Annotated in this window: 20 protein-coding genes; 7 read left to right on the top strand and 13 right to left on the bottom strand. The window is 71.8% G+C overall.

Annotation, left to right across the window (positions count from 1 at the left end):
* Positions 1-69: 69 nt before the first annotated feature.
* Entirely contained in the window at positions 70-300 is a 231-nt protein-coding gene (locus AC1DIW_RS13235; RefSeq protein ID WP_478108685.1) for a hypothetical protein, read from the bottom strand.
* Positions 301-372: 72 nt separating this feature from the next.
* Here AC1DIW_RS13235 and radA point away from each other — a divergent pair, with 72 nt between their 5' ends.
* The 3 genes from radA to AC1DIW_RS13220 all read left to right on the top strand — a co-directional run bounded on the left by radA (position 373) and on the right by AC1DIW_RS13220 (position 3,900).
* A complete protein-coding gene (radA, locus tag AC1DIW_RS13230) occupies positions 373-1,788 on the top strand; it encodes a DNA repair protein RadA (RefSeq protein WP_478108683.1) in 1,416 nt (471 codons plus the stop codon).
* Between the two features lie 54 nt (positions 1,789-1,842).
* Positions 1,843-2,919, top strand: a complete 1,077-nt coding sequence (gene disA / locus AC1DIW_RS13225; RefSeq protein WP_442279243.1) for a DNA integrity scanning diadenylate cyclase DisA — start codon at positions 1,843-1,845, stop codon at positions 2,917-2,919.
* Positions 2,920-3,006: 87 nt separating this feature from the next.
* Entirely contained in the window at positions 3,007-3,900 is an 894-nt protein-coding gene (locus AC1DIW_RS13220) for an HhH-GPD family protein (RefSeq protein WP_442279244.1), read from the top strand.
* A 54-nt stretch (positions 3,901-3,954) separates the two neighbouring features.
* Here AC1DIW_RS13220 and AC1DIW_RS13215 read toward each other — a convergent pair whose 3' ends face one another.
* From AC1DIW_RS13215 to AC1DIW_RS13205, 3 genes are read right to left on the bottom strand one after another with little or no spacing between them, the layout of a single operon-like run.
* On the bottom strand, positions 3,955-4,344 hold the full coding sequence (locus AC1DIW_RS13215; RefSeq protein ID WP_478108682.1) for a pyridoxamine 5'-phosphate oxidase family protein: 390 nt from the start codon (positions 4,342-4,344) through the stop codon (positions 3,955-3,957).
* A gap of 5 nt (positions 4,345-4,349) precedes the next feature.
* Entirely contained in the window at positions 4,350-5,957 is a 1,608-nt protein-coding gene (locus AC1DIW_RS13210) for a GntT/GntP/DsdX family permease (RefSeq protein ID WP_478108680.1), read from the bottom strand.
* Positions 5,954-6,511, bottom strand: coding sequence for a gluconokinase (locus tag AC1DIW_RS13205; protein WP_442279247.1), 558 nt, complete (start codon positions 6,509-6,511; stop codon positions 5,954-5,956). The genes AC1DIW_RS13210 and AC1DIW_RS13205 overlap by 4 nt, the downstream gene beginning before the upstream one ends.
* A 153-nt stretch (positions 6,512-6,664) precedes the next feature.
* Between AC1DIW_RS13205 and AC1DIW_RS13200 the strand changes: the two genes are divergently transcribed.
* Genes AC1DIW_RS13200 through AC1DIW_RS13190 form a run of 3 tightly spaced genes read left to right on the top strand, consistent with a single transcriptional unit; the run spans position 6,665 to position 9,136 of the window.
* On the top strand, positions 6,665-7,384 hold the full coding sequence (locus tag AC1DIW_RS13200) for an ABC transporter permease (protein WP_478108678.1): 720 nt from the start codon (positions 6,665-6,667) through the stop codon (positions 7,382-7,384).
* A gap of 1 nt (position 7,385) precedes the next feature.
* Positions 7,386-8,195 carry an ABC transporter permease gene (locus AC1DIW_RS13195; RefSeq protein WP_478108676.1) on the top strand — a complete coding sequence of 270 codons (810 nt, stop codon included), beginning with the start codon at positions 7,386-7,388 and terminating at the stop codon, positions 8,193-8,195.
* A complete protein-coding gene (locus AC1DIW_RS13190; protein WP_478108675.1) occupies positions 8,192-9,136 on the top strand; it encodes an ABC transporter ATP-binding protein in 945 nt (314 codons plus the stop codon). The genes AC1DIW_RS13195 and AC1DIW_RS13190 overlap by 4 nt, the downstream gene beginning before the upstream one ends.
* A 61-nt stretch (positions 9,137-9,197) precedes the next feature.
* Here the strand turns inward: AC1DIW_RS13190 and AC1DIW_RS13185 are convergent, their stop codons facing one another.
* Complete coding sequence (locus tag AC1DIW_RS13185) at positions 9,198-10,445, bottom strand: MFS transporter (RefSeq protein WP_478108674.1); 1,248 nt, start codon at positions 10,443-10,445, stop codon at positions 9,198-9,200.
* An 86-nt stretch (positions 10,446-10,531) separates the two neighbouring features.
* On the opposite strand from AC1DIW_RS13185, the gene AC1DIW_RS13180 reads away from it, so the two are divergent.
* The gene (locus AC1DIW_RS13180; protein ID WP_478108672.1) at positions 10,532-11,425 is read left to right on the top strand and encodes a LysR family transcriptional regulator; all 894 of its coding nucleotides are present in this window, start codon (positions 10,532-10,534) and stop codon (positions 11,423-11,425) included.
* Between the two features lie 7 nt (positions 11,426-11,432).
* On the opposite strand, the gene AC1DIW_RS13175 is transcribed toward AC1DIW_RS13180, so the two are convergent.
* The 8 genes from AC1DIW_RS13175 to AC1DIW_RS13140 form a co-directional block, all read right to left on the bottom strand.
* Positions 11,433-11,939, bottom strand: coding sequence for an amino-acid N-acetyltransferase (locus AC1DIW_RS13175; protein ID WP_478084823.1), 507 nt, complete (start codon positions 11,937-11,939; stop codon positions 11,433-11,435).
* Positions 11,936-13,243: an LCP family protein gene (locus AC1DIW_RS13170; protein WP_478108670.1), complete on the bottom strand. Its 1,308-nt coding sequence runs from the start codon at positions 13,241-13,243 to the stop codon at positions 11,936-11,938. The genes AC1DIW_RS13175 and AC1DIW_RS13170 overlap by 4 nt, the downstream gene beginning before the upstream one ends.
* Positions 13,244-13,412: 169 nt before the next feature.
* Positions 13,413-16,031 carry an ATP-dependent Clp protease ATP-binding subunit gene (locus AC1DIW_RS13165; protein ID WP_478108669.1) on the bottom strand — a complete coding sequence of 873 codons (2,619 nt, stop codon included), beginning with the start codon at positions 16,029-16,031 and terminating at the stop codon, positions 13,413-13,415.
* A gap of 448 nt (positions 16,032-16,479) precedes the next feature.
* Complete coding sequence (locus tag AC1DIW_RS13160) at positions 16,480-17,418, bottom strand: hypothetical protein (RefSeq protein ID WP_478108667.1); 939 nt, start codon at positions 17,416-17,418, stop codon at positions 16,480-16,482.
* A gap of 403 nt (positions 17,419-17,821) precedes the next feature.
* Positions 17,822-18,124, bottom strand: a complete 303-nt coding sequence (locus AC1DIW_RS13155) for a hypothetical protein (RefSeq protein WP_478108666.1) — start codon at positions 18,122-18,124, stop codon at positions 17,822-17,824.
* A gap of 262 nt (positions 18,125-18,386) precedes the next feature.
* Positions 18,387-18,872, bottom strand: a complete 486-nt coding sequence (locus AC1DIW_RS13150) for a nucleoside deaminase (RefSeq protein WP_478108664.1) — start codon at positions 18,870-18,872, stop codon at positions 18,387-18,389.
* A complete protein-coding gene (locus AC1DIW_RS13145; RefSeq protein WP_478108663.1) occupies positions 18,869-19,621 on the bottom strand; it encodes an SAM-dependent methyltransferase in 753 nt (250 codons plus the stop codon). Before AC1DIW_RS13145 ends, AC1DIW_RS13150 begins: the two co-directional genes overlap by 4 nt.
* Positions 19,622-19,724: 103 nt before the next feature.
* Positions 19,725-21,020, bottom strand: a complete 1,296-nt coding sequence (locus AC1DIW_RS13140; RefSeq protein WP_478108661.1) for a lactate 2-monooxygenase — start codon at positions 21,018-21,020, stop codon at positions 19,725-19,727.
* Positions 21,021-21,047: the final 27 nt, after the last annotated feature.

Below are 21,047 nucleotides of genomic sequence, written 5' to 3'. Positions count from 1 at the left end.
CCGCGTGAGCACCTCTGCGAAGATTCCCGACAGAGATCGACGCCATGGCACCACGACCAGAATTCAGTGTCAGCGGTCTTTCGGCGCCGGCGGGGGCGTGGACGGCTCGGTGTGCGCGACCGGCGGGGACGAGGGGGCGTGGGTGCCGGCTCCACGCCGGTCGTGCTCTGCTTCCCACTGGGCCTGCGCGAGGCGCTCGCGACGGTCGCCCTGGAGGATGCTCTTGATGACGAAGTAGAAGAGCGTGCCCATGCCGACCGTCGGGACGATGGCGAGCACATAGGGCAGAACCGATTCCATGCAGCCATTTTCTCACGGCCGCGCGGCCGGCCCCGCGGAGCGATGTCGCACCCGCGCCGTACGGTCGTGCCCATGGCTACGAGGACGACGACGCGACGCACCCCCGGCTTCCGCTGCGGCGAGTGCGGGTGGACCACGGCGAAGTGGGTCGGCCGCTGCGGAGAGTGCCAGGCCTGGGGCACCGTCGCCGAGACGGGCGCGCCCACGGCGGCGCGCACCACCGCGGCACCCGTCGTGACCCCGGCCCAGCGCATCGCCGACGTCGACCTGACCCGGGCCGCTGCGCGGCCGACCGGGGTGGCCGAGTTCGACCGCGTGCTCGGGGGCGGCCTCGTGCCCGGTGGTGTGGTGCTCGTCGCGGGGGAGCCGGGGGTCGGCAAGTCGACCCTGCTGCTCGACGTCGCCGCCCGCGCGGCCCGGTCCGGCTCAGAGGTCCTCTACGTCAGCGGCGAGGAGTCCGCGGCGCAGGTGCGCACCCGTGCCGAACGCATCTCGGCGATGGCCGACACGCTCTACCTCGCCGCCGAGACCGACCTCGCGACCGTGCTGGGTCATGTCGAGGCGCGCTCGCCGGGACTGCTCGTCGTCGACTCGGTGCAGACGATCGCGAGCGCCGACGTCGAGGGCCAGGCCGGCAACGTCTCCCAGGTGCGTGAGGTCACGGGCAGCCTCATCGCCGCGGCCAAGACCCGTGGTGTCGCCGTGCTCCTCGTCGGGCACGTGACCAAGGACGGCTCGATCGCCGGTCCCCGGTTGCTGGAGCACCTCGTCGACGTCGTCATCCAGTTCGAGGGCGACCGCCACTCCGGTCTGCGGCTCGTGCGTGCCGTGAAGAACCGCTTCGGCCCCACCGACGAGGTCGGCTGCTTCGACCTGTCCGACACCGGCATCATCGGCCTCGCCGACCCGAGCGGGCTGTTCCTGTCCACCCGCGACCACGCGGTGCCGGGCACGTGCGTGACCGTCACCCTCGAGGGCCGCAGGCCGCTCGTGGCCGAGGTGCAGGCGCTGGTGGCGCCCTCGACCCTGCCGTCACCGCGACGCACCTCCAGCGGTCTCGACGCCTCGCGGCTCGCGATGATCATCGCCGTCCTCGACAAGCGGGCCGGTGCGCCGGTGGGCTCGCGTGACATCTTCGCGGCCACCGTCGGCGGCGTTCGCATCACCGAGCCGGCCGCCGACCTCGCCATCGTCTGCGCCGTCGCCTCGTCCGTCGTCGACAAGCCGCTGGCCAGCGACGTCGTCGCCTTCGGCGAGGTCGGGCTCGCCGGAGAGGTGCGGCGGGTGACCGGGCTCGACCGCCGCCTCTCGGAGGCGGCCCGGCTCGGTTTCCGTCATGCGCTCGTCCCCGCTGGCAGCCTGGCGGGCTCCGTCGTGCCCCCCGGCATCCGCGCTGTCGAGGTCGCCGACGTGGCGCGTGCCATCGAGGCCATGGGCCGCCTCGCCGGTGGGCGGTCAACGAGCGCAGCCGCCGTCGGCACCGTCTAGACTGCGACCGACCGGGTGGACGCGCTCGGCGCCCCCATTGCGAACAGGGAAGTGATGGACCGGAACGACGAGCTGCTGCTGCGCGCGGCCCTCGCGGCGGTGGCACCCGGGACGGAGCTGCGTGACAGCCTCGAACGGATCCTTCGCGGTCGCACCGGAGCGCTCATCGTGCTCGGTTTCGACCGTGTCGTCGACTCGATCTGCACGGGCGGCTTCGTGCTCGACATGGAGTTCTCGGCCACGCGCGTGCGCGAGCTCTGCAAGATGGACGGCGCCGTGGTGCTCGACCGCGAGGGCACCCGCATCCTGCGTGCGGCCACCCAGCTCGTGCCCGACTCCAGCATCGAGACCACCGAGTCCGGCACCCGCCACCGCACGGCCGAGCGGGTGGCCAAGCAGACCGGCTACCCCGTCATCTCCGTGAGCCAGTCGATGGGCGTCGTCGCGCTCTACGTCGGCGACCTGCGCCACGTCATCGAGGGGTCGCCGACGACCCTGTCGCGCGCCGACCAGGCGCTGCAGACCCTCGAGCGCTACAAGGCCCGTCTCGACGAGGTCACCGGCACCCTGTCCGCCCTCGAGATCGAGGACCTCGTCACGGTGCGCGACGTCACCGCCGTGCTGCAGCGCCTCGAGATGGTGCGGCGCATCTCCGCCGAGATCCAGGACTACGTCGTGGAGCTCGGCACCGACGGACGACTGCTCAGCCTGCAGCTCGAGGAGCTCGTGGGCGGGCTCGGCAACGACCGCGAGCTCGTCATCCGCGACTACCTTCCGGCGACGAAGTCCGGGCTCGACGTCGACGAGGCCCTCGACAACCTGCAGGCGCTGAACGCGGTCGAGCTGCTCGACCTCGCTGCGGGTGCTCGCGCCGTCGGCTTCTCCGTCGTCGGTGACAGCCTCGACCTCCCGGTCTCACCGCAGGGCTACCGGCTGCTGACGAAGGTGCCGCGCCTGCCGACCGCGATCGTCGACCGGCTCGTGACGCACTTCGAGTCGCTCCAGCGGCTGCTTGCGGCCGGCATCGAGGACCTCATGCTCGTCGACGGCGTCGGCGAGGGTCGTGCTCGGGCCGTGCGCGAGGGTCTCTCGCGCCTCGCCGAGTCGAGCATCCTCGAACGCTACGTCTGACCGCTCGGGAGCTCACGGTCCTGGTGGGCCTGCGCCCCGGGTGCCCCCGCAGGTCCCGCCCGGTCAGGCCGTCACTAGCGTGTCCGTATGCCGTCCCGCGAGGTCCCGCTGTCGCTGCTCCACGAGCGCGTCAACGGGTGGTACGCCGAGGCCGGCCGCAAGCACCTGCCGTGGCGCGAGCCCGACGCGAGCGCGTGGGGTGTGTTCCTCTCCGAGGTGATGTCGCAGCAGACACCCCTGGCCCGGGTCGAGCCGATCTGGCGCGAGTGGATGGACCGGTGGCCGACCCCCACCGACCTCGCGGCTGCGGCGCCGGGCGACGCCGTCCGCGCCTGGGGCCGTCTGGGCTACCCGCGTCGTGCCCTGCGCCTGCACGAGGCGGCGAGGGCGATGGTCGAGCGGCACGGCGGTGAGGTCCCCGCCACCCCCGAGGGCCTGCTGGCCCTGCCGGGCGTCGGGGCCTACACGGCGGCAGCCGTCTCGTGCTTCGCCTTCGGCATCCCGGAGGTCGTCGTCGACACGAACGTCCGGCGCGTCCTCGCTCGCACCCGCGAGGGCAAGGCCTTCCCCAACCTCACGCTCAACCGCGCCGAGGCGCAGCTGGCGGCCGATTCGATGCCGACCGAGCCGGCGACGGCGAACACGTGGAACGTCGCCGTCATGGAGCTCGGTGCCCTCGTCTGTGTGGCCAGGGGACCCCGTTGTGACGAGTGCCCGGTCGCTGACCTCTGCGCGTGGAACCTCGCCGGCCGACCGGCCTACGAGGGTCCGCCGCGGCGCGGGCAGAGCTGGCACGGCACCGACCGGCAGGTGCGCGGCGAGCTGCTGCGCCGCCTGCGCGACGCCCACGCGGCTCTGCCGCTCGCACGGCTCGAGGACTCGGCCGACGACCGCGCGCAGGTCATGCGCTGCCTCGACTCCCTCGTCGCCGACGGGTTGGTCGAGCCCCTGTCGCGCAACCGGTTCGCGCTCCCCTCCTGACCACGGGCGTCGACCGTGAGGGGCGGGCCGGAAGCCGGCGCCCGCCCCCCACCGTCAGAGGTTGCCGAGAACGGACCGCACGTCGATGGCGATGACGACCCGCTCGGGGTTGGGGCGCGGCTCGCGGTAGCGGACGGCATACCTCTGCACGGCGTCGGCGACGGAGGCCGGGTCGTCGAGGATGCGCGCGGTGCCCTGGAGCGAGAGCCAGTGGCGGCCGTCGACCTGGCACAGCACGGCGGGGCAGACCGCGCTGGCATTGCGGGCCTTGCGGCTGGTGCGGCTGGTGATGACGCGGGCGACCGACGTCTCCGGGTCCCACGTGAAGCCGACCGGCACGACGTGCGGCGATCCGTCGGGGCGCAGGGTCGTCAGCGTGGCGAGGTGACGCACCGACAGGAACTCGAGCGCCTCGGCGGACAGGTCGCGGGGGAGGGTCGCCACGCCGGTCAGACGACGACGCTGAGGGCCATCACGAGCACGAACCCGACCACCGAGATGACGGTCTCCATGACCGACCACGACTTGATCGTCTCGCCGACGGTGAGCCCGAAGTACTCCTTGACGAGCCAGAAGCCGGCGTCGTTGACGTGGCTGAAGAAGAGCGAGCCGCAGCCGATCGCCAGGACGAGCAGGGCGAGGTGGCTGGTCGACAGCGTCGTCGCGAGGGGGCCGACGATGCCCGCCGCGGTGATCGTCGCAACGGTGGCCGAGCCCGTGCCGAGGCGGATCAGCACGGCGACGAGCCAGCCGAGCAGGAGCACCGACATGTTGACGCCGGTGGCCCAGTCGGCGATGACCTTGCCGACGCCCGCGTCGACGAGCGTCTGCTTGAACCCGCCACCGGCCGCGACGATGAGGATGATGCCGGCGACGCCCGGCAGGCTCGCACCCAGGGAGTCGCTGGCCTGGATCCGGGTCATGCCGGAGGCGAGTCCGAGCCGGAAGTAGCAGAAGATGACGGCGATGAGCAGCGCCACGACGGGGGTGCCCAGGACGTCGGAGACCTGGCGGACGCCGCTCCCCTTGTCGGACACGGCCAGCTTCGCGATCGCGTCGATGAGCATGAGCGCCACCGGCAGGGTGATCGCGACGATGGCAGAGCCGAAGCCGACACGACGGCGCCCGGGCTCGAGAGGTGCCTCGAGCTCCTCGAGGTTGCCATAGCGACCACCGCCCGCGTCACGTGACGGCGAGGACGTGCCGCCCGGGCGGTCCGCGACGGCCGTGCGGCCGCCGCCCGCCGACACACCCGCGCCGCCAGACACACCCGCGCCGCCAGACACAGCCGCGCCGCCAGACACACCCGCACCCGCCGACACCGGGGTGCCGACGAGTGTGTCGACGTACTTGGGCACCCACTGGTCGACGAAGCGAGCGAGCACCGGGCCCGCGACGATGACCGTGGGGATGGCGACGATGATCCCGAAGAGCAGCGTGCGGCCGAGGTCGGCGTGGAGCAGCCCGATGGCGGTCAGCGGACCCGGGTGCGGCGGCACGAGTCCGTGCAGCACCGAGAGGCCGGCGAGGGCCGGGATGCCGACCTTCATCACCGACAGGCCGGTCTTGCGGGCCACCAGGATCACGACGGGCACGAGCAGGACCACGCCGACCTCGAAGAAGAGCGGGAGGCCCAGGATCGCTGCGATGACGGCCATCATCCACGGCAGGCCGCCCGGGCCGACGCGCCCGACGAGCGTGGTGACGATGCGGTTCGCCCCGCCGGAGTCCTCGAGCATCTTGCCGATCATGGCTCCGAGGGCGATGAGCACGCCCACCGCGCCGGCGGTGGCCCCGAAGCCGGCGATGAAGCTGGTCACGATGTCGGCGGGGGGCATGGTCGCCACGACGCCGAGGACGGCAGATCCGAGCATGAGTGCCAGGAACGGGTGCAGCTTGACCGTGGTGATGAGCAGCACCACGGCCAGGATGCCGAGCAAGCACGCGAGCACGAGCTGCGCGTTGCCGGCATACGGCTCCTTGGCTGCCTCGACGGCGACGCGGGTGGCCGCGGGGGTCAGCCCCGGCGAGAGGGTGGTCAGGGTCGCGAGTGTCATGCGGTGGGGTCCTTCCTGAGTCCGAGTGCGCGCAGGGATCGGGAGAGCACCTCGGCGGCGGTGCCCTCGTTGGTGACGGAGACGCCGGGTTCGTCGGCGCCGAGGGGCTCGAGGGTCGCCAGCTGGCTGGGCAGCAGCGAGGCCGGCATGTAGTGGCCGGGGCGGTGCTCCATGCGGTCCTGGATCACGTCGCTGGGGGCCTCGACGTGGAGGAAGCGCACGTGGGGGCGTCCCCGGCGCAGCAGGTCCCGGTAGACGCGGCGCAGGGCCGAGCACGTGACGACGGCGGACTCGCCGGCGGCCTCCTTGCCGCTGATCCAGTCGCCGATGGACTCGAGCCAGGGCCAGCGGTCGTCGTCGGTGAGCGGCTGGCCACCGTGCATCTTGGCGACGTTGGCCTCGGAGTGGAACGCGTCGCCCTCGGCGAACTCCCACCCCATGACCGTCGAGATGCCCTTGGCGACGGTGCTCTTGCCGCTGCCGCTGACGCCCATCACGATCACGACGTCGGGTGCTGGGCTTGAGGAGGGTGGGTGGTCCACGACGTCCGGCATGTGCCGAACGTACCCCTGTTGCCGGGCGCCGTGCTCCTCGGTAGCGTGCCCCTTTGTGCCCGCGCCCGTCCGACCGTCGTGAAGACCTTCTGGCTGCTCGTCAGAGCCGGCTTCAGGAGGCACTCGACGTACCGGCTGGCACTGCTGGCCGGGATGACGACCAACTCCGTGTTCGGCTTCATCCGAGCCTCGATCCTGCTCGCGGCGCTCGCCTCGGCCGGCACCTCCATCGGCGGCTACGACGCCCCGACGGCGATCGCCTTCGTGTGGTGGGGCCAGGCGCTGCTCGGCACGGTCAACCTGTGGGGCTTCGCCGAGGTCAAGGACCGCGTGCGCACGGGCGACATCGCCGTCGACTTCCTGAGGCCGATCGACCCCCAGCTCGCTTACCTCGCAGGCGATCTCGGCCGTGCGGGCATCAACCTCATCGGTCGCGGCCTGCCGGCGATCCTGCTCGGTGCGCTCCTCTTCGACATGGCGCCCCCGCCGTCCGCCGTCAGCTGGGCCGCAGGGGCCCTTTCGGTGCTGCTGGCGGTCGTCGTCGCGTTCGCCGGCAACTTCGTCATCAACCTGCTCGCGTTCTGGCTCGTCGAGATCCGCGGCATCACGCTGCTGTGGATGATCACCGGTGGTCTGCTCTGCGGCCTCTACCTGCCCGTGCCGTGGTTCCCCGACTGGCTGCGCACCGTCGCCCACTGGTCGCCGTTCCCGTCCATGCTGCAGAACCCCATCGACATCCTCGCCGGGCGTGTCGTCGGGACCGACATCGCCTCCGCGGTCGCCGTGCAGGTCTTCTGGGCGCTCGCGCTGCTCGGCCTGGGGCAGCTCGTGCTGCGCGCTGGCCGTCGTCGTCTGGAGGTGCAGGGTGGCTGACGTGACGCTGACCGAGCGGCTGCGGCCCTACCGGGTGCTGCTCGCCTCGCGCGCCCGGGCGCAGATGCAGTACCGCACCTCGTTCGTCACCGACATCCTCGGCACCGTCGGTGTCGGCCTGGCGGAGTTCGCCGAGGTGTGGATCATCTTCCACAACGTCGACGTCCTCGGCGGGCTCGACTTCACGTCAGCCATGCTCGTCTTCGCCCTCTCCAACCTCGCGTTCTCGCTCGCCGACATGTTCGTCGGCCACCTCGACCAGCTGCCGCGCTACATCCGGGCCGGCCAGGTCGACGCGTTCTACGTCCGCCCGCTCCCGCTGCTCGCCCAGCTCATGACGAGCGACCTGTCGCTGCGGCGGATCGGGCGCCTCAGCGTCGCACTCGTCGTGCTCACCGTGGCACTGACGAGGGCGGACATCGACTGGTCGGTGGCCACCGTCGCGCTCATCGTCCTGACGGTCGTCAGCGGCACCGCGATCTTCTCGGCGTTGTTCACCGCCGCGGGCGGCCTGCAGTTCTTCCTCGTCGACGGGGCGGAGTTCACCAACGCCTTCACCTACGGCGGGTCGTATGCCGCCCAGCAGAGCCAGCAGGTCTTCCCCGACCCGCTGCGGATCTTCTGGACGTTCGTCGTGCCGACCGCCTTCGTCGCCTACATCCCGGCCGTGGCGATCCTCGACCTGCCGGGTGACCATCTCGCGCCCCACTGGCTGGCGTGGTGCACGCCCCTCGCCGCCCTGCTGGCCTGGGGCATCGCCGGCCTCTGCTGGAGGCTCGGGACCCGTCACTACCAAGGAGCCGGCGGATGAGCATCGACAGCGCCATCATCGAGACGCGCGACCTCGTGCGCGAGTTCAAGAAGACCCGTGCCGTCGACCGGATGACCTTCTCGGTCGCACCCGGTGAGGCGGTGGGCTACATCGGCGCCAACGGCGCCGGCAAGTCGACGACGATCAAGATGCTGACCGGGATCCTCAAGCCGACCGCGGGGCACGTGCGCACGTGTGGGCTGGATCCCATGCGCCAGCGGGTCGAGGTCGCCCGCCGCGTCGGTGTCGTCTTCGGCCAGCGCTCCCAGCTCTGGTGGGACCTGCCGCTGCGCGACTCGTTCGCCATCCTCGGGGCGATCCACCGCCTCGACGACCAGACGACCCGTGCCCGCACCGACCTGCTCGTCGAGCAGCTCGAGATGGGTCCGCAGCTCGGCACGCCGGTGCGCTCGCTCTCGCTCGGCCAGCGGATGCGGGCCGAGATCGCGGCCGCGCTCCTGCACTCCCCGGAGCTGCTCATCCTGGACGAGCCGACGATCGGTCTCGACGTGCTCTCGAAGCAGCGGCTGCGCGAGTTCCTCGTCGCCGAGCGGCGCGAGCGCGGCACGACCCTGCTGCTGACGACGCACGACATGGGCGACATCGAGCGGCTCTGCGACCGGGTCCTCGTCGTCGACCACGGGCGGCTCGCCTTCGACGGCACCCTGACGGGGTTGGCGGGCACGGTCGGGGCGCAGCGCGTCCTCGTCATCGACCTCGCCGCTCCGACGGCCGACCTGGACGACGTGCCCGGCGCGACCCTCGTCCAGAGCGAGTCCGACGGCCTGCGCCAGCGGCTCGCGTTCGACGCCGAGTCGACGACGGTCGCGGCCGTGCTCGCCCACGTCTCGTCGCGGCACGAGGTGCGTGACCTGACGATCGAGGAGCCCGACATCGAGGACGTCGTCCGCCGTATCTACGCGGCCTCCAGCCGCACCTGACCAAGCCGCCCCCGTCGCGTTGGGACTGACCTCGCGGGGCCCCCGGTCGTATGCCGTGGGGTCAGGCCGAGCGCGACGGGGTCGATCGGGCGAGCAGTCGCCTGGTCGAGACGAGGACGGCGACGAGGACGACGCCGGCGAAGACCACCAGCACCGCCTGGGCGGGGAAGAACGTCACTGCGACCCCCGCACCGACGACGGGCACGGTGATCCCCGCGTAGGCAGCCAGGAACATCCCGGCCAGCGTCTCGCCACGGTGCTCGGAAGAGGACACGGTCGCAGCGGTTGTGATCGCGACGTTGAAGACGAGGCCCACCCCCGCCCCGGCGAGGATGCCGGCGACGGCGAACAGCGGGAGCGAGGTGGTCCAGGCACCGACGGCGACGAGGACGAGCCCGACCGACATGGCGGCCATGCCCGCCCGCAGCCGGTCGGCCACCTCCCGGGACCCCAGCACGATCTGCGAGAGCGCGGACGTCCCGATGACGCCGAAGACGAGGGCGCCGGTGAGCAGCCGGGAGTGCAGCCCGAGCGTGCCGCCGACGAAGCTGGCCGTCAGCGAGGTGAAGACGCCGAGCACCGAGAAGGCGGCCCCGGCAGCCACCGCGGCGGCCGAGAAGTGCGGTCGCGCGGCCGGCTCCACGCTGACGCGCTGCGGACGATACGCCGGGCGCTCGGCCGGCCGGTCCACGGTCTCGGGGGCGACCAGCAGCGCCCCGAAGGCCAGCACGAGCAGGACGACCCACACGGCATACGGCACGGTCAGGGGGTGGGGGAGGAACTGCGTCAGCAGCCCGGCGACGAGCGGTCCGAGGGCGAGGCCGCCGGTGTTGACGGCGCCCGCGGTGACCGAGGCGAAGCGGCCGTCGGCCTCGGGGCGGCCGACGGCGTGCAGCTCGGCGAGGTGCGCGGTCGCGGTTGCGGTCACGGCGCCGATCCCGAGGCCGCAGAGGAACCGGGCCACGAGCAGGCTCGCCGTGTCCTGGAGCAGGACGAACATGACGGCGCTGACGAGCTCCACCGCGGTGGCCGCCAGGAGCACGCGGCGCCGGCCGAGGTAGTCGCTGACGTGGCCGGCGAGGTAGAGGCCGCTCATGACGCCGAGACCGTAGGCCGCGAAGATCAGCGTGATGACGAACGTCGGGAAGCCGTCGAGCTGCTGGTAGAGGGGGTAGAGCGGCGTGGGCAGCGTCGTGAAGGCCATGAGCACGGTGAACGCACCGACGACGACCCAGAAGCCGCGACGGTGGCGCGCGCGGAAGGCCTCGTCGTGGTGGGTGCGCGCGGGACGCTGGCTGGTCGTCGTCATGCCTCCAGCGTGCGGCAGAGGTATTGACCATGTCCAACGCGCATTCTCAGTCGCATTCAGCGATGAAACCGGTGAATGATGGGTCCGTGGACACCAGGCATCTCGAGTACTTCGTCGCGGTCGCCGAGGAGCTGAGCTTCACCCGGGCCGCCGAGCGGCTCCGAGCGGTCCAGTCGACCGTCTCGTCGGGCGTCGCGGTGCTCGAGCGCGAGGTCGGGACCGCCCTGTTCATCCGCTCGACGCGCCACGTTGCGCTGACGAGGGCCGGCAGCGACCTGCTGCCACGGGCCCGCACGGCGCTCGAGGCCGTCGGGGAGATGCGCCGCGTCGGGGCCCGGGCCACCGGCACCGTGACCGGGTCGCTCCGTGTCGGGATGCTCACCAACCTCGAGTCGCTCGGACTGCCCGCGGTCTTCGGCGCCTTCCACCGGACGAACCCCGGGGTCGAGCTGTCGATGCGGACGTCCCCGCGCGGCTCCACGGGCCTCGTCGACGACGTGCGCCGCTCACGGGTCGACGTCGCCTTCTGCGGTCTCGCGCTCGACGACCTCACCGGAGTCCACGTCCAGGTGTTGAGGCGCCAGGCATTCGTCGTCCTCCTGCCGACGGGCCACGCCCTGTCGGCCCACGCCTCGGTCCGGTTCGGCGAGCTCCTCGACGACGACTTCGTCGAGATGCCGGTCGGGTTCGGCAACCGCAAGGTCGTGGACGACTGGCTACGAGCGGCAGGGATGAGGCGTCGCGTCACCCTCGAGGTGCCGGACCTGTCGACGGTGCCCGCCTACGTCGCGGCGGGCCTGGGTGTCGCCGTCGTCCCGGAGCAGACGGCAGCCGCGGCACACGGCGAGGGCGTGGTCGTCGTGCCGCTCGTCGACCACCCCGTATGGGAGCTGTCGGTCATCGCCCGCCGGGAGGGCCGATCCCCAGCGGTGGATGCGCTGCTGGCGCACCTCGCCCGTCACCTCCCGCCGCCCGGCTGAGCGCCGGTCAGAGGGTGCGGAGCATCCGGGTGTTGCCCAACGTGTTGGGCTTGACGCGCTCGAGGTCGAGGAACTCGGCGACGCCCTCGTCGTAGGAGCGCAGCAGCTCGGCATAGACGTCCATCGGCACGGCCTGGCCCTCGATGACCTCGAACCCGTGCCGGACGAAGAAGTCCGTCTCGAACGTCAGGCAGAACAGCCGCTCGACGCCGATCTCGCGCGCGTCCTCGACCAGCGTCTCGAGCAGGCGACCGCCGAGGCCGGTGCCGAGCTGGTCGGGCGCGACGGCGAGGGTGCGGACCTCGGCGAGGTCCTCCCACATGACGTGCAGGGCTCCGCAGCCGACGACCCGTCCGTCGAGGTCGGCGACCCGGAACTCCTGGAGGCTCTCGAAGTAGGTCACTGCCTCCTTGCTGACGAGCACCCGGCGCTCGGCGAGCGGGGCCACGAGGGCCCGGATGGCACGGACGTCGGCCGTGCGGGCGCGCCGGATCACGGGGGTGCCGCCACTCACGAGAGGTTCCCGTCACGGAAGTCGGCGAACAGGCGTTGGGCCTCGGCGCCGAGCACGACGATCGACTGCTGGCCGGCCCACCCGGTCGGCCCCTTGGCGACGCCGTGCCCGATCCTCGTCGGGTTGAGCCGCTCGAGGCCGGCGACATAGGTCAGTACCTGCTCGGCCGACAGGTTGGTCTTGACGACCGTGCTCGCGCTCGACAGCACCCCGGGGATCGCGATCGGTCCGGCCAGCCTGGCCTTGATGCCGACGGCGAGGATCAGCTCACCCTGGTGGCGTGAGCGCCCGAAGTCGCCGTCGGGCAGCGTGTGGCGCTCTCGCGCGTAGGCGAGGGCCTGGGTGCCGGTGAGGCGCTGTGGGCCGGCCTTGATGATGATGCCGGCGTGCGAGGCGTTGACCGTCTGCGGGACGGCGATCGGGATGCCGCCCTGCTCGTCGACGACCCGGGTGAAGCCGGTGAAGCCGATGACGACGTAGCCCTCGATCGGCAGCCCGGTCGCGGAGCGGACCGTGGTGAGCTCGGCCTGGGGCCCGCCGAAGACCATCGCCGAGTTGATCTTGCCCTTGCCTCCCGTGGCGAGCGGAACCCACGAGTCGCGGGCCACGCCCATGACGCCGCCGCCCCCGCGCCCGTCGGATCCGACCACCTGGAGGCTGTCGGCACGGGTGTGGCTCAGGTCCTCACCCGGGCGCGCATCGGACCCGATGCCGAGCACCCACCGTGGCCCACCCTTGCCGAGACTCGGCGTCGCGACACCCAGGGAGGGCCACCAGCCGCCGACGACCTTCCACGTCGGCCCGACGGCGAGGGTCACGTCCTGGCCCGTGGTCACGACGGCGACGGGCGTGCCCATCCACGACCCCACCTTGGCGGTGGCGGTCACCGGGCCGGTCGTCGGCTTGCGGGCCTTGAGCGCCGCAGCCGCGGTGGGGGAGGACGTATGCGTGAGGTCGCCTCCGGCATACACGGCCGAGACGAGCGCGGCCAGCGAAGCCGGCGCGCCGCTCACCCGAACGCCCGACGCGGTTGCGGAGGACGGGGCGTCGCCCCCTGACGTGCCCGCGGAGGCCGTGGTGGACGTGGAGGATCCCGACGGTGGCGGCGACTGCGAGGTGCAGGCCGAGAGCGCGACGGCGACGGCCGCCGTCATCAGGAGCGCACCACCGGTGGCCCGGAGGCGGACTCGGCGACCGGCCTGGCGACCGGCCCGGCGACCGGTCTGGCGACGGGGCCGCCGACCGGCGTCTGACGCGCCGGCCGGTGGGTGCACGTGGTCGTCGGGGCGGTCGTCGGAGGTCACGGGCCCACGGTAGACGACCACCTCGGACGGCGCGGGAGCCCGTCCGGGCGGGCGCTCCTGCCCGGCGTCCCGGCATACGCCCGCCCTCGAGGGGAGGGATGCCGAAGGGGCCGGGGACGTCGTGTCCCCGGCCCCTTCGGTCGGTCGAGCGGTCAGCGCTTCGTCCGCGTCAGCGCTCCGTGCCGGACAGCCCGGCGTCGGGGTAGACCTGGTCGTCGGGCACCGGCGGACCGGCCGCGATGTTGACCCCGAGCGCCTCGTCGAGGGCTGCGCCCTCGGGAAGCTCCGGCAGGTCGTCGGCCGGACGATGCGCGGCGTCCGGGTGGGCCATGTCGGAGAAGGTGAACTTCTCCTCCTTGCCCTCGCCCTCGGTGTCGATCTTGATGTACTGACCCGACGTGAACTCGGCGAAGAGGATCTTCTCCGACAGGGCGTCCTCGATCTCGCGCTGGATGGTGCGACGCAGCGGGCGCGCACCGAGCACGGGGTCGTAGCCCTTCTTGGCGAGCAGGTCCTTGGCCGCAGGCGTGAGCTCGATGCCCATGTCCTTGTCCTTGAGCCGCTTGTCGAGCTTGGCGATCTCGAGGTCGACGATCTGCGTGATCTCCGCGCGGTTGAGGTGCGGGAACACGATGGTGTCGTCGACGCGGTTGAGGAACTCGGGCCGGAAGTGCTGCTTGAGCTCGTCGGTGACCTTGGCCTTCATCCGCTCGTAGTCCGACAGGGTGTCAGGCCCGGCGGAGAAGCCGAGAGAGGTCTTGGAGATGTCCCTCGTGCCGAGGTTGGTCGTCATGATGATGACGGTGTTCTTGAAGTCGACCATCCGACCCTGGGAGTCGGTGAGGCGGCCGTCCTCGAGCACCTGCAGCAGCGAGTTGAAGATCTCCGGGTGGGCCTTCTCGACCTCGTCGAAGAGCACGACGGAGAACGGCTTGCGGCGCACCTTCTCGGTGAGCTGTCCGCCCTCCTCGTAGCCGACGTAGCCGGGAGGCGAGCCGAAGAGCCGGCTCACCGTGTGCTTCTCGGAGTACTCGGACATGTCGAGCTGGATCAGCGCGTCCTCGCTGCCGAAGAGGAACTCGGCGAGGGTCTTGGCGAGCTCGGTCTTACCGACACCGGTGGGGCCGGCGAAGATGAACGAGCCACCGGGACGACGGGGGTCCTTCAGGCCGGCGCGCGTGCGACGGATCGCCTGCGAGAGGGCCTTGACGGCGTCGTTCATGCCGACGATCCGCTTGTGCAGCTCGTCCTCCATGTGGAGCAGGCGGCTGCTCTCCTCCTCGGTCAGCTTGAACACCGGGATGCCGGTGCTGGCCGCGAGGACCTCGGCGATGAGCTCCTCGTCGACCTCGGCCACGATGTCCATGTCGCCCGACTTCCACTGGGCCTCACGGGCGGCCTTCTCCTGGCGCAGGCGCTTCTCGTCGTCGCGGACGCGGGCCGCGCGCTCGAAGTCCTGGCCGTCGATGGCGGACTCCTTCTCGCGCACGAGCGCGGCGATCTTCTCGTCGAACTCGCGCAGGTCCGGCGGGGCCGTCATCCGGCGGATGCGCAGTCGCGCGCCGGCCTCGTCGATGAGGTCGATCGCCTTGTCGGGCAGGAAGCGGTCGTTGACGTAGCGGTCGGCCATGTTGGCCGCCGCGACGAGCGCCGAGTCGGTGATCGTCACGCGGTGGTGGGCCTCGTAGCGGTCACGCAGCCCCTTGAGGATCTCGATCGTGTGCGGGAGCGTCGGCTCCATCACCTGGATCGGCTGGAAGCGCCGCTCGAGGGCGGAGTCCTTCTCGATGTGCTTGCGGTACTCGTCGAGCGTCGTCGCGCCGATCGTCTGCAGCTCACCACGGGCGAGCATCGGCTTGAGGATCGACGCGGCGTCGATGGCGCCCTCGGCGGCACCCGCACCGACGAGCGTGTGGATCTCGTCGATGAAGATGATGATGTCGCCGCGGGTGCGGATCTCCTTGAGGACCTTCTTCAGCCGCTCCTCGAAGTCGCCGCGGTAGCGGCTGCCGGCCACGAGCGAGCCGAGGTCGAGGGTGTAGAGCTGCTTGTCCTTGAGCGTCTCGGGCACCTCGCCCTTGACGATGTCCTGGGCGAGGCCCTCGACGACGGCGGTCTTGCCGACGCCGGGCTCGCCGATGAGGACGGGGTTGTTCTTCGTGCGGCGGGACAGCACCTGCATGACCCGCTCGATCTCTTTCTCACGTCCGATGACCGGGTCGAGCTTGCCCTCGCGGGCAGCCTGCGTGAGGTTGCGACCGAACTGGTCGAGCACGAGGGAGCCCGCGGGCGTGCCCTCGGTCTGGCCAGGGCCGACGCCGGCGCCGGCCTTCTCGCCGCTCTGGCCACCCTGGTAGCCCGAGAGCAGCTGGATGACCTGCTGGCGGACCTTGTTCAGCTCCGCGCCGAGCTTGACGAGGACCTGGGCGGCGACGCCCTCACCCTCGCGGATCAGGCCGAGCAGGATGTGCTCGGTGCCGATGTAGCTGTGGCCGAGCTGGAGTGCCTCGCGCAACGAGTACTCGAGAACCTTCTTCGCGCGCGGCGTGAAGGGGATGTGGCCGGTCGGGGCCTGCTGCCCCTGGCCGATGATCTCCTGGACCTGGGCCCGGACCGCTTCGAGCGAGATGTCGAGCGATTCGAGGGCCTTCGCGGCGACGCCTTCGCCTTCGTGGATCAGACCCAGGAGGATGTGCTCGGTCCCGATGTAGTTGTGGTTGAGCAGGCGTGCTTCCTCCTGCGCGAGGACAACCACCCTTCGGGCCCTGTCGGTGAACCGTTCGAACATGTTCTTCTCCTGACTGATCGAGAGACATCTCGATGCTATCCGTGCCCGCTGTGGACGAGCACACCCCGACCAACGCGAGGCATGCGTGTCCTGTTCCCCATCCTGAGCGTGATCGGCTCAGGTTCCGCCTCTGTTCGCCGTGAGCGGACAGACAGCTCTTGCCCGTCGTTCTTTTGCGTATGCCGTGACGTACCCGCCGCGCATCCGCCGCCACCGCGCGGCCCCCTCCTGCCGGCTTCTCAGCCGGGGCGGAGTTGTGGTGGTGGTGGGGCCGGTTTCGGTGGTGGTTTCTCCGCCGGGGCGGAGTTGTGGTGGTGGTGGGGCCGGTTTCGGTGGTGGTTTCTCCGCCGGGGCGGAGTTGTGGTGGTGGTGGGGCCGGTTTCGGTGGTGGTTTCTCCGCCGGGGCGGAGTTGCTGCGGTCGCGTGCCCCGGGCCGGACCCGGGACCGCTAGGCCGGAAGCGCGACGTCGCCCGGCCGGCTCGGGAAGTGGCGCCGCCACTCGTCCGTGAGCGGCGGCACCGTCATGCCCTGTCGTGTCATGGCGCGCACGATGCGGGTGAGCGTCCGCGCCGGAGTGCGATGGATGTCCTTCGAGACCATGACCAGGCGCCTCAGCTCGCAGTCGTCGAGCTGCTCGTCCCGGTCTATGTCGTGGTGCCACTGCTCCTCGGACTCCGCATGATGGCGGCCGTCGTACTCGATGATGAGCCGCCACTCGAGGTACGAGAGGTCATAGCGGCGCAGGAGCCTCCCGCTGTCGTCGTGGACTCGATGATCCACCTCCGGCTCGGGCAGCCCGGCGAGGACGATGAGCAGACGAAGCTTGGTCTCCATCGGCGAGTCGACGCCGGCACGCACCAGCCTGGCCGCTCGCCGGGCGAGTCGCGAGTACGGGCCGCGGTGCTTCTCGGCGAGGGCGACCAGCTCGTCGGGCGTGAAACGCTTCTTCCGCACCAGGGAGTCTCCGAGCGCCACGAGATCGACGAGCCCGAGGACGTGGCTCAGGTCCAAGAAGGTCTGAACCGGTCCGGTGACGGGAAGGCCCATCCACCGAACGACGTGCTGCCGGGCCTTGGGTCGATGGGCGGCGATGCCGAAGCACTGGGCGCGCATCCTCGGATACGTCACGTGGACGTCTGCATGGTCCGGAACCGTGCCGCCCCACAGCTGCGCTGCCGTGTGGTGGGAGAGGTAGCTGCCCGGCTCGGCCAGCAGCAGGGCGGCCTCCGCGAGGAGCCGGTGCGTCACGGGGGTCTCGGCGCTGACGTAGACGCCGCGATACAGCGCGCGATGCGCTCGACGGAAGCGCCAGACGCTCAGCTCATCCTCTCCGCTCGTGGTGCGCAGGAAGGGACGGCCGTTGCCGGGGCTGGCCGCTGGTGTCATGCCGTCACTCTGCGCCACGAGGCATGCCCTCCGCGCCCTCCATCCACAGCCGCCGAAACCGTCGGCGCCGTTTCCCCGCCCGGGCGGAGTTGTGGCGGTCGCCAGCGCGCTCCCGGCCGGGCCTTCTCCGCCCAGGCGGAGTTGTGGTGGTCGAGCCGAGGGACCCGCGAGCGGGAGGGAAACGCGAAGCCCGCCGGCTGGCATACGCCCTTGGTCCGTCGCGGGGCCCCGGTCGCGGGCCGCTACGGCGTGGCGCAGCCCCAACCTCCTCGTCGGGGTGGGGAAGTCGCTCTCACCCTCGCGCGGTGCCACGACCTCTCGGTGGGCCCTCCCCGGCAGACCCCTTCCTCGGCGCGCTCACGCTCCGCGAGCGCTCCCGGGACGCCCGGGCCGAAGGACCCCGCTAGGAGGTGGAGCTCCAGCCGACGGAGAGGTCCGGGCGGCCCAGCGAGCCAGGCGTCGGGGTTTCCGGCTCGGCAGGCTGGGTGTGGCTCAGCGTGTCGATCTCGGCCACGGACACGCCCTCGATGGAGCGGGCATCGTGGACGAAGGACTCGACGGCGTCGTCGTCGACCTCGGCCACGGCCACCCCGGGCAGGTCCGGGGCGGGCGCCTGGACCCTCACGGGCCCGAGGTCGCGCAGGGCGCGGACGACATGCTCTGGGTCGGACTCTCCGGACAGCGTCACAAGCACACGGGTCGCCATCCCGTCATTGTCCGACCAGCGCTCGAGGCACCACAACGCCCCGGCCCGCACACACTCCGCCCGGGCGGAGTTGTGGTGGTCAGGGTGGGTCGGGTCGCTTCTCCAGGTCCGCCCGGGCGGAGTTGTGGTGGTCGGGTTGGGTCGGATCGCTTCTCCAGGTCCGCCCGGGCGGAGTTGTGGTGGTCGGGGTGGGTCGGATCGCTTCTCCAGGTCCGCCCGGGCGGAGTTGTGGTGGTCGCGACCGGGTGACCGGGCGGGCCGGTCAGCGGTTAGCTGCGGCGAAGCGGCGGTGCAGGTCGCGGACCTCGTCCTCGAATTGGGGAGCGGGACCGTCGACGATCGCACCCGGCACGACCTCGCGGATCGAGAGCGGCGCGACCGATGTGGCCGGCGCACCCCACGCGGACCGCCACTCGCCCAGCTGGGCCGAGCTCACGGCATACACGATGCGACCCAGCCCCACCCAGCCGTGCGCGGCGGAGCACATCGGGCAGTGCTCGCCGGAGGTGTAGACGGTCGCGACGGCGCGCTCGGGGGCTGTGAGGTGGGCGCCGGCCCAGCGGGCGATGGCGAGCTCCGGGTGCTGCGTCGCGTCGAGCGCGACGACGTGGTTGTGGTCCTCGAAGAGCACCTCGCCGTTCCCGGCGACGAGCACCGACCCGAAGGGCTCGTCGCCGCGCTCGAGCGCCAGGCGCGCGAGCTCGACGGCCCGGCGGAGGTGGCCGAGGTCGGTGGCATCGATGGTCACCCGACCCTCCCCGTGACGAGCGCGAAGGTGACGAAGGCGCCGCCGTCGGCCTCGAGCATGCCCTGCACCGGCGAGGTGGGCTGTCCCTTGAGCTCCATGACGGCGCGCTCCCACAGCAGCCAGTTGGCGCACGCGTCCGCCTGGTTGCGTGCCCTGACAATCTGGAACGCCCGGCTGAACTCCCACTGGCTGCGCAGCCACTCGGCGGTGTGCCACGCGGCCGACTCGGCCCCGACGACGCGGTCGATGTGCTCGGGGATCTCGCCGAGCTCGCGCACCTCCGTGGTGAGGGCGGGCGTCGCGACGCCGAGCTGGCCGCCGGGCTTGAGGAACGTGGCGAGGTAGGGCGGGTAGTGGTCGCCGGTGCCGAAGTACTCCCACGCGTCGATGCTGACGATGGCGTCGAACGAGCCACGGCCGAAGGGGAGCGCGTGCGCGTCGACCCGCATCGGCAGGACCCGGTCCTCCACGCCCTCCTTGCGGAAGACCCCCGCGGCGGCGGTCGGGTCCACCCACAGGTCGGCGGCGATGACGTGGACGCCGTACTCCTTGGCGAGGAAGACGGACGTCGCGCCGAGACCCGAGCCGAGGTCGAGCACGCGCATGCCGGGGCGCAGGTCGAGGTCGGCGGCGAGGTCCTCGAGCAGCCACAGCGGGTGCGGGCCCATGTCGAGGTCGACGAGCCACTTGGCGTCGTACTTCGAGGACTTGGGGAAGGCGTCGCGGCTCAGGTGGTCGAGGGCAGGCATGTCCCGATCCTCCGGGACGAGCCCGGACGGCGTCGACCCGTTCCATGGGTCGAGTCGCCGGCAGAGCCCAGCGTCGTGCCGTGCGTCGCTCTGCTAGACCGGGTCAGTCGGCGCGCACGAGCCGGTCCGGGGTGAGGTCGGCGAGCGAGGTGCACCCGGAGAGCGCCAGCTGGAGGTCGAGCTCGGCGCGGAGGTTGCGCAGGACCTCGGACACGCCCACGGCCCCGGCGAGGGCGAGGCCGTAGACGTGCGGCCGACCGATGCCGACGGCCGTCGCCCCCAGCGCCAGCGCGATGAAGACGTCTGCCCCGCAACGGATCCCGCTGTCGAAGATGACCGGCGCGCTCGACCCCGTCCCGCGCACCGCCTCGACGACGCCGGGTAGGGCGTCGAGCGCCGCGATCGACCGGTCGACCTGGCGACCGCCGTGGTTCGAGACGTAGACCCCGTCGACTCCGGCGTCGACGGCGCGACGCGCGTCCTCGGGGTGCAGGATCCCCTTGAGCACGATGGGCAGGCTCGTCAGCGAGCGCAGCCGCGGCAGGTCGTCCCAGGTCAGGGACGGTCGGCTGAAGACGTCGAGGAACGTCTCCACTGCGGCGCGCGGCTGGGGCGCGGTGAGGTTGCGGCGCGTGCCTCCCGGGTGGTTGCGCGACATCGACAGCAGGGTGGCGACGGCGGCCGGGGTCGGACGCGGGCGGGGCGGCGGCGTGGCGCCCGCCGCGCTCGCGACGCGCTCGGCGACGAGCCGCCGGAAGACGGGGTCGGACGTGTACTGGGCGATGCCCTCGCCGCGGGCGAACGGCAGGTGCCCGAGGTCGAGGTCGCGTGGACGCCAGCCGAGGTATGCCGTGTCGAGCGTGACGACGAGGGCCTCGCTGCCGCACGCCTCGGCCCGCGAGACGAGGCTCTCGACGAGGTCGTCGTTGCTGCTCCAGTAGAGCTGGTACCAGTGCCCCGAGCCACCCAGGGTGCGGGCGACCTCCTCCATCGACACGGAGGCCTGGGTGCTGAGGATCGGGGTGACGGCCTGCTCGCGGGCGCCCCGCGCCACGGCGAGGTCGGCCTCGTCGTCCGCCATCGACAGCACGCCGACCGGCGCGGCGAGGAGCGGACTCTCGTGCCGGCGGCCGAAGAGCTCGACGGACGTGTCGCGCTCGGTCGTGTCGACGAGCATCCGTGGCACGACCCGCCACCGGGAGAACGCCGCCACGTTGGCTTCGGCGCTCGCCTCCGAGCCGGCCGAGCCTGCGACGTAGGCAAATCCGCGCTTGGACATGACCTTGCGGGCTGCCGATTCGAGCTGCGTGCCGTCCGTGGGTACGGCCGGCCGGCGGCCGAAGGCGCCCGCCCGGTAGATGGCGGACTGCACGGTCCGGCCGATGCTCTCGGGCGGCATACGAGCTCCTCTGGTCGCGCGAACCCC

The organism is Terrabacter sp. 01T434 (assembly GCF_056398545.1).
The sequence above is the reverse complement of the archived record's forward strand: the minus strand, read 5'-3'. Positions and strand labels throughout refer to the sequence as shown.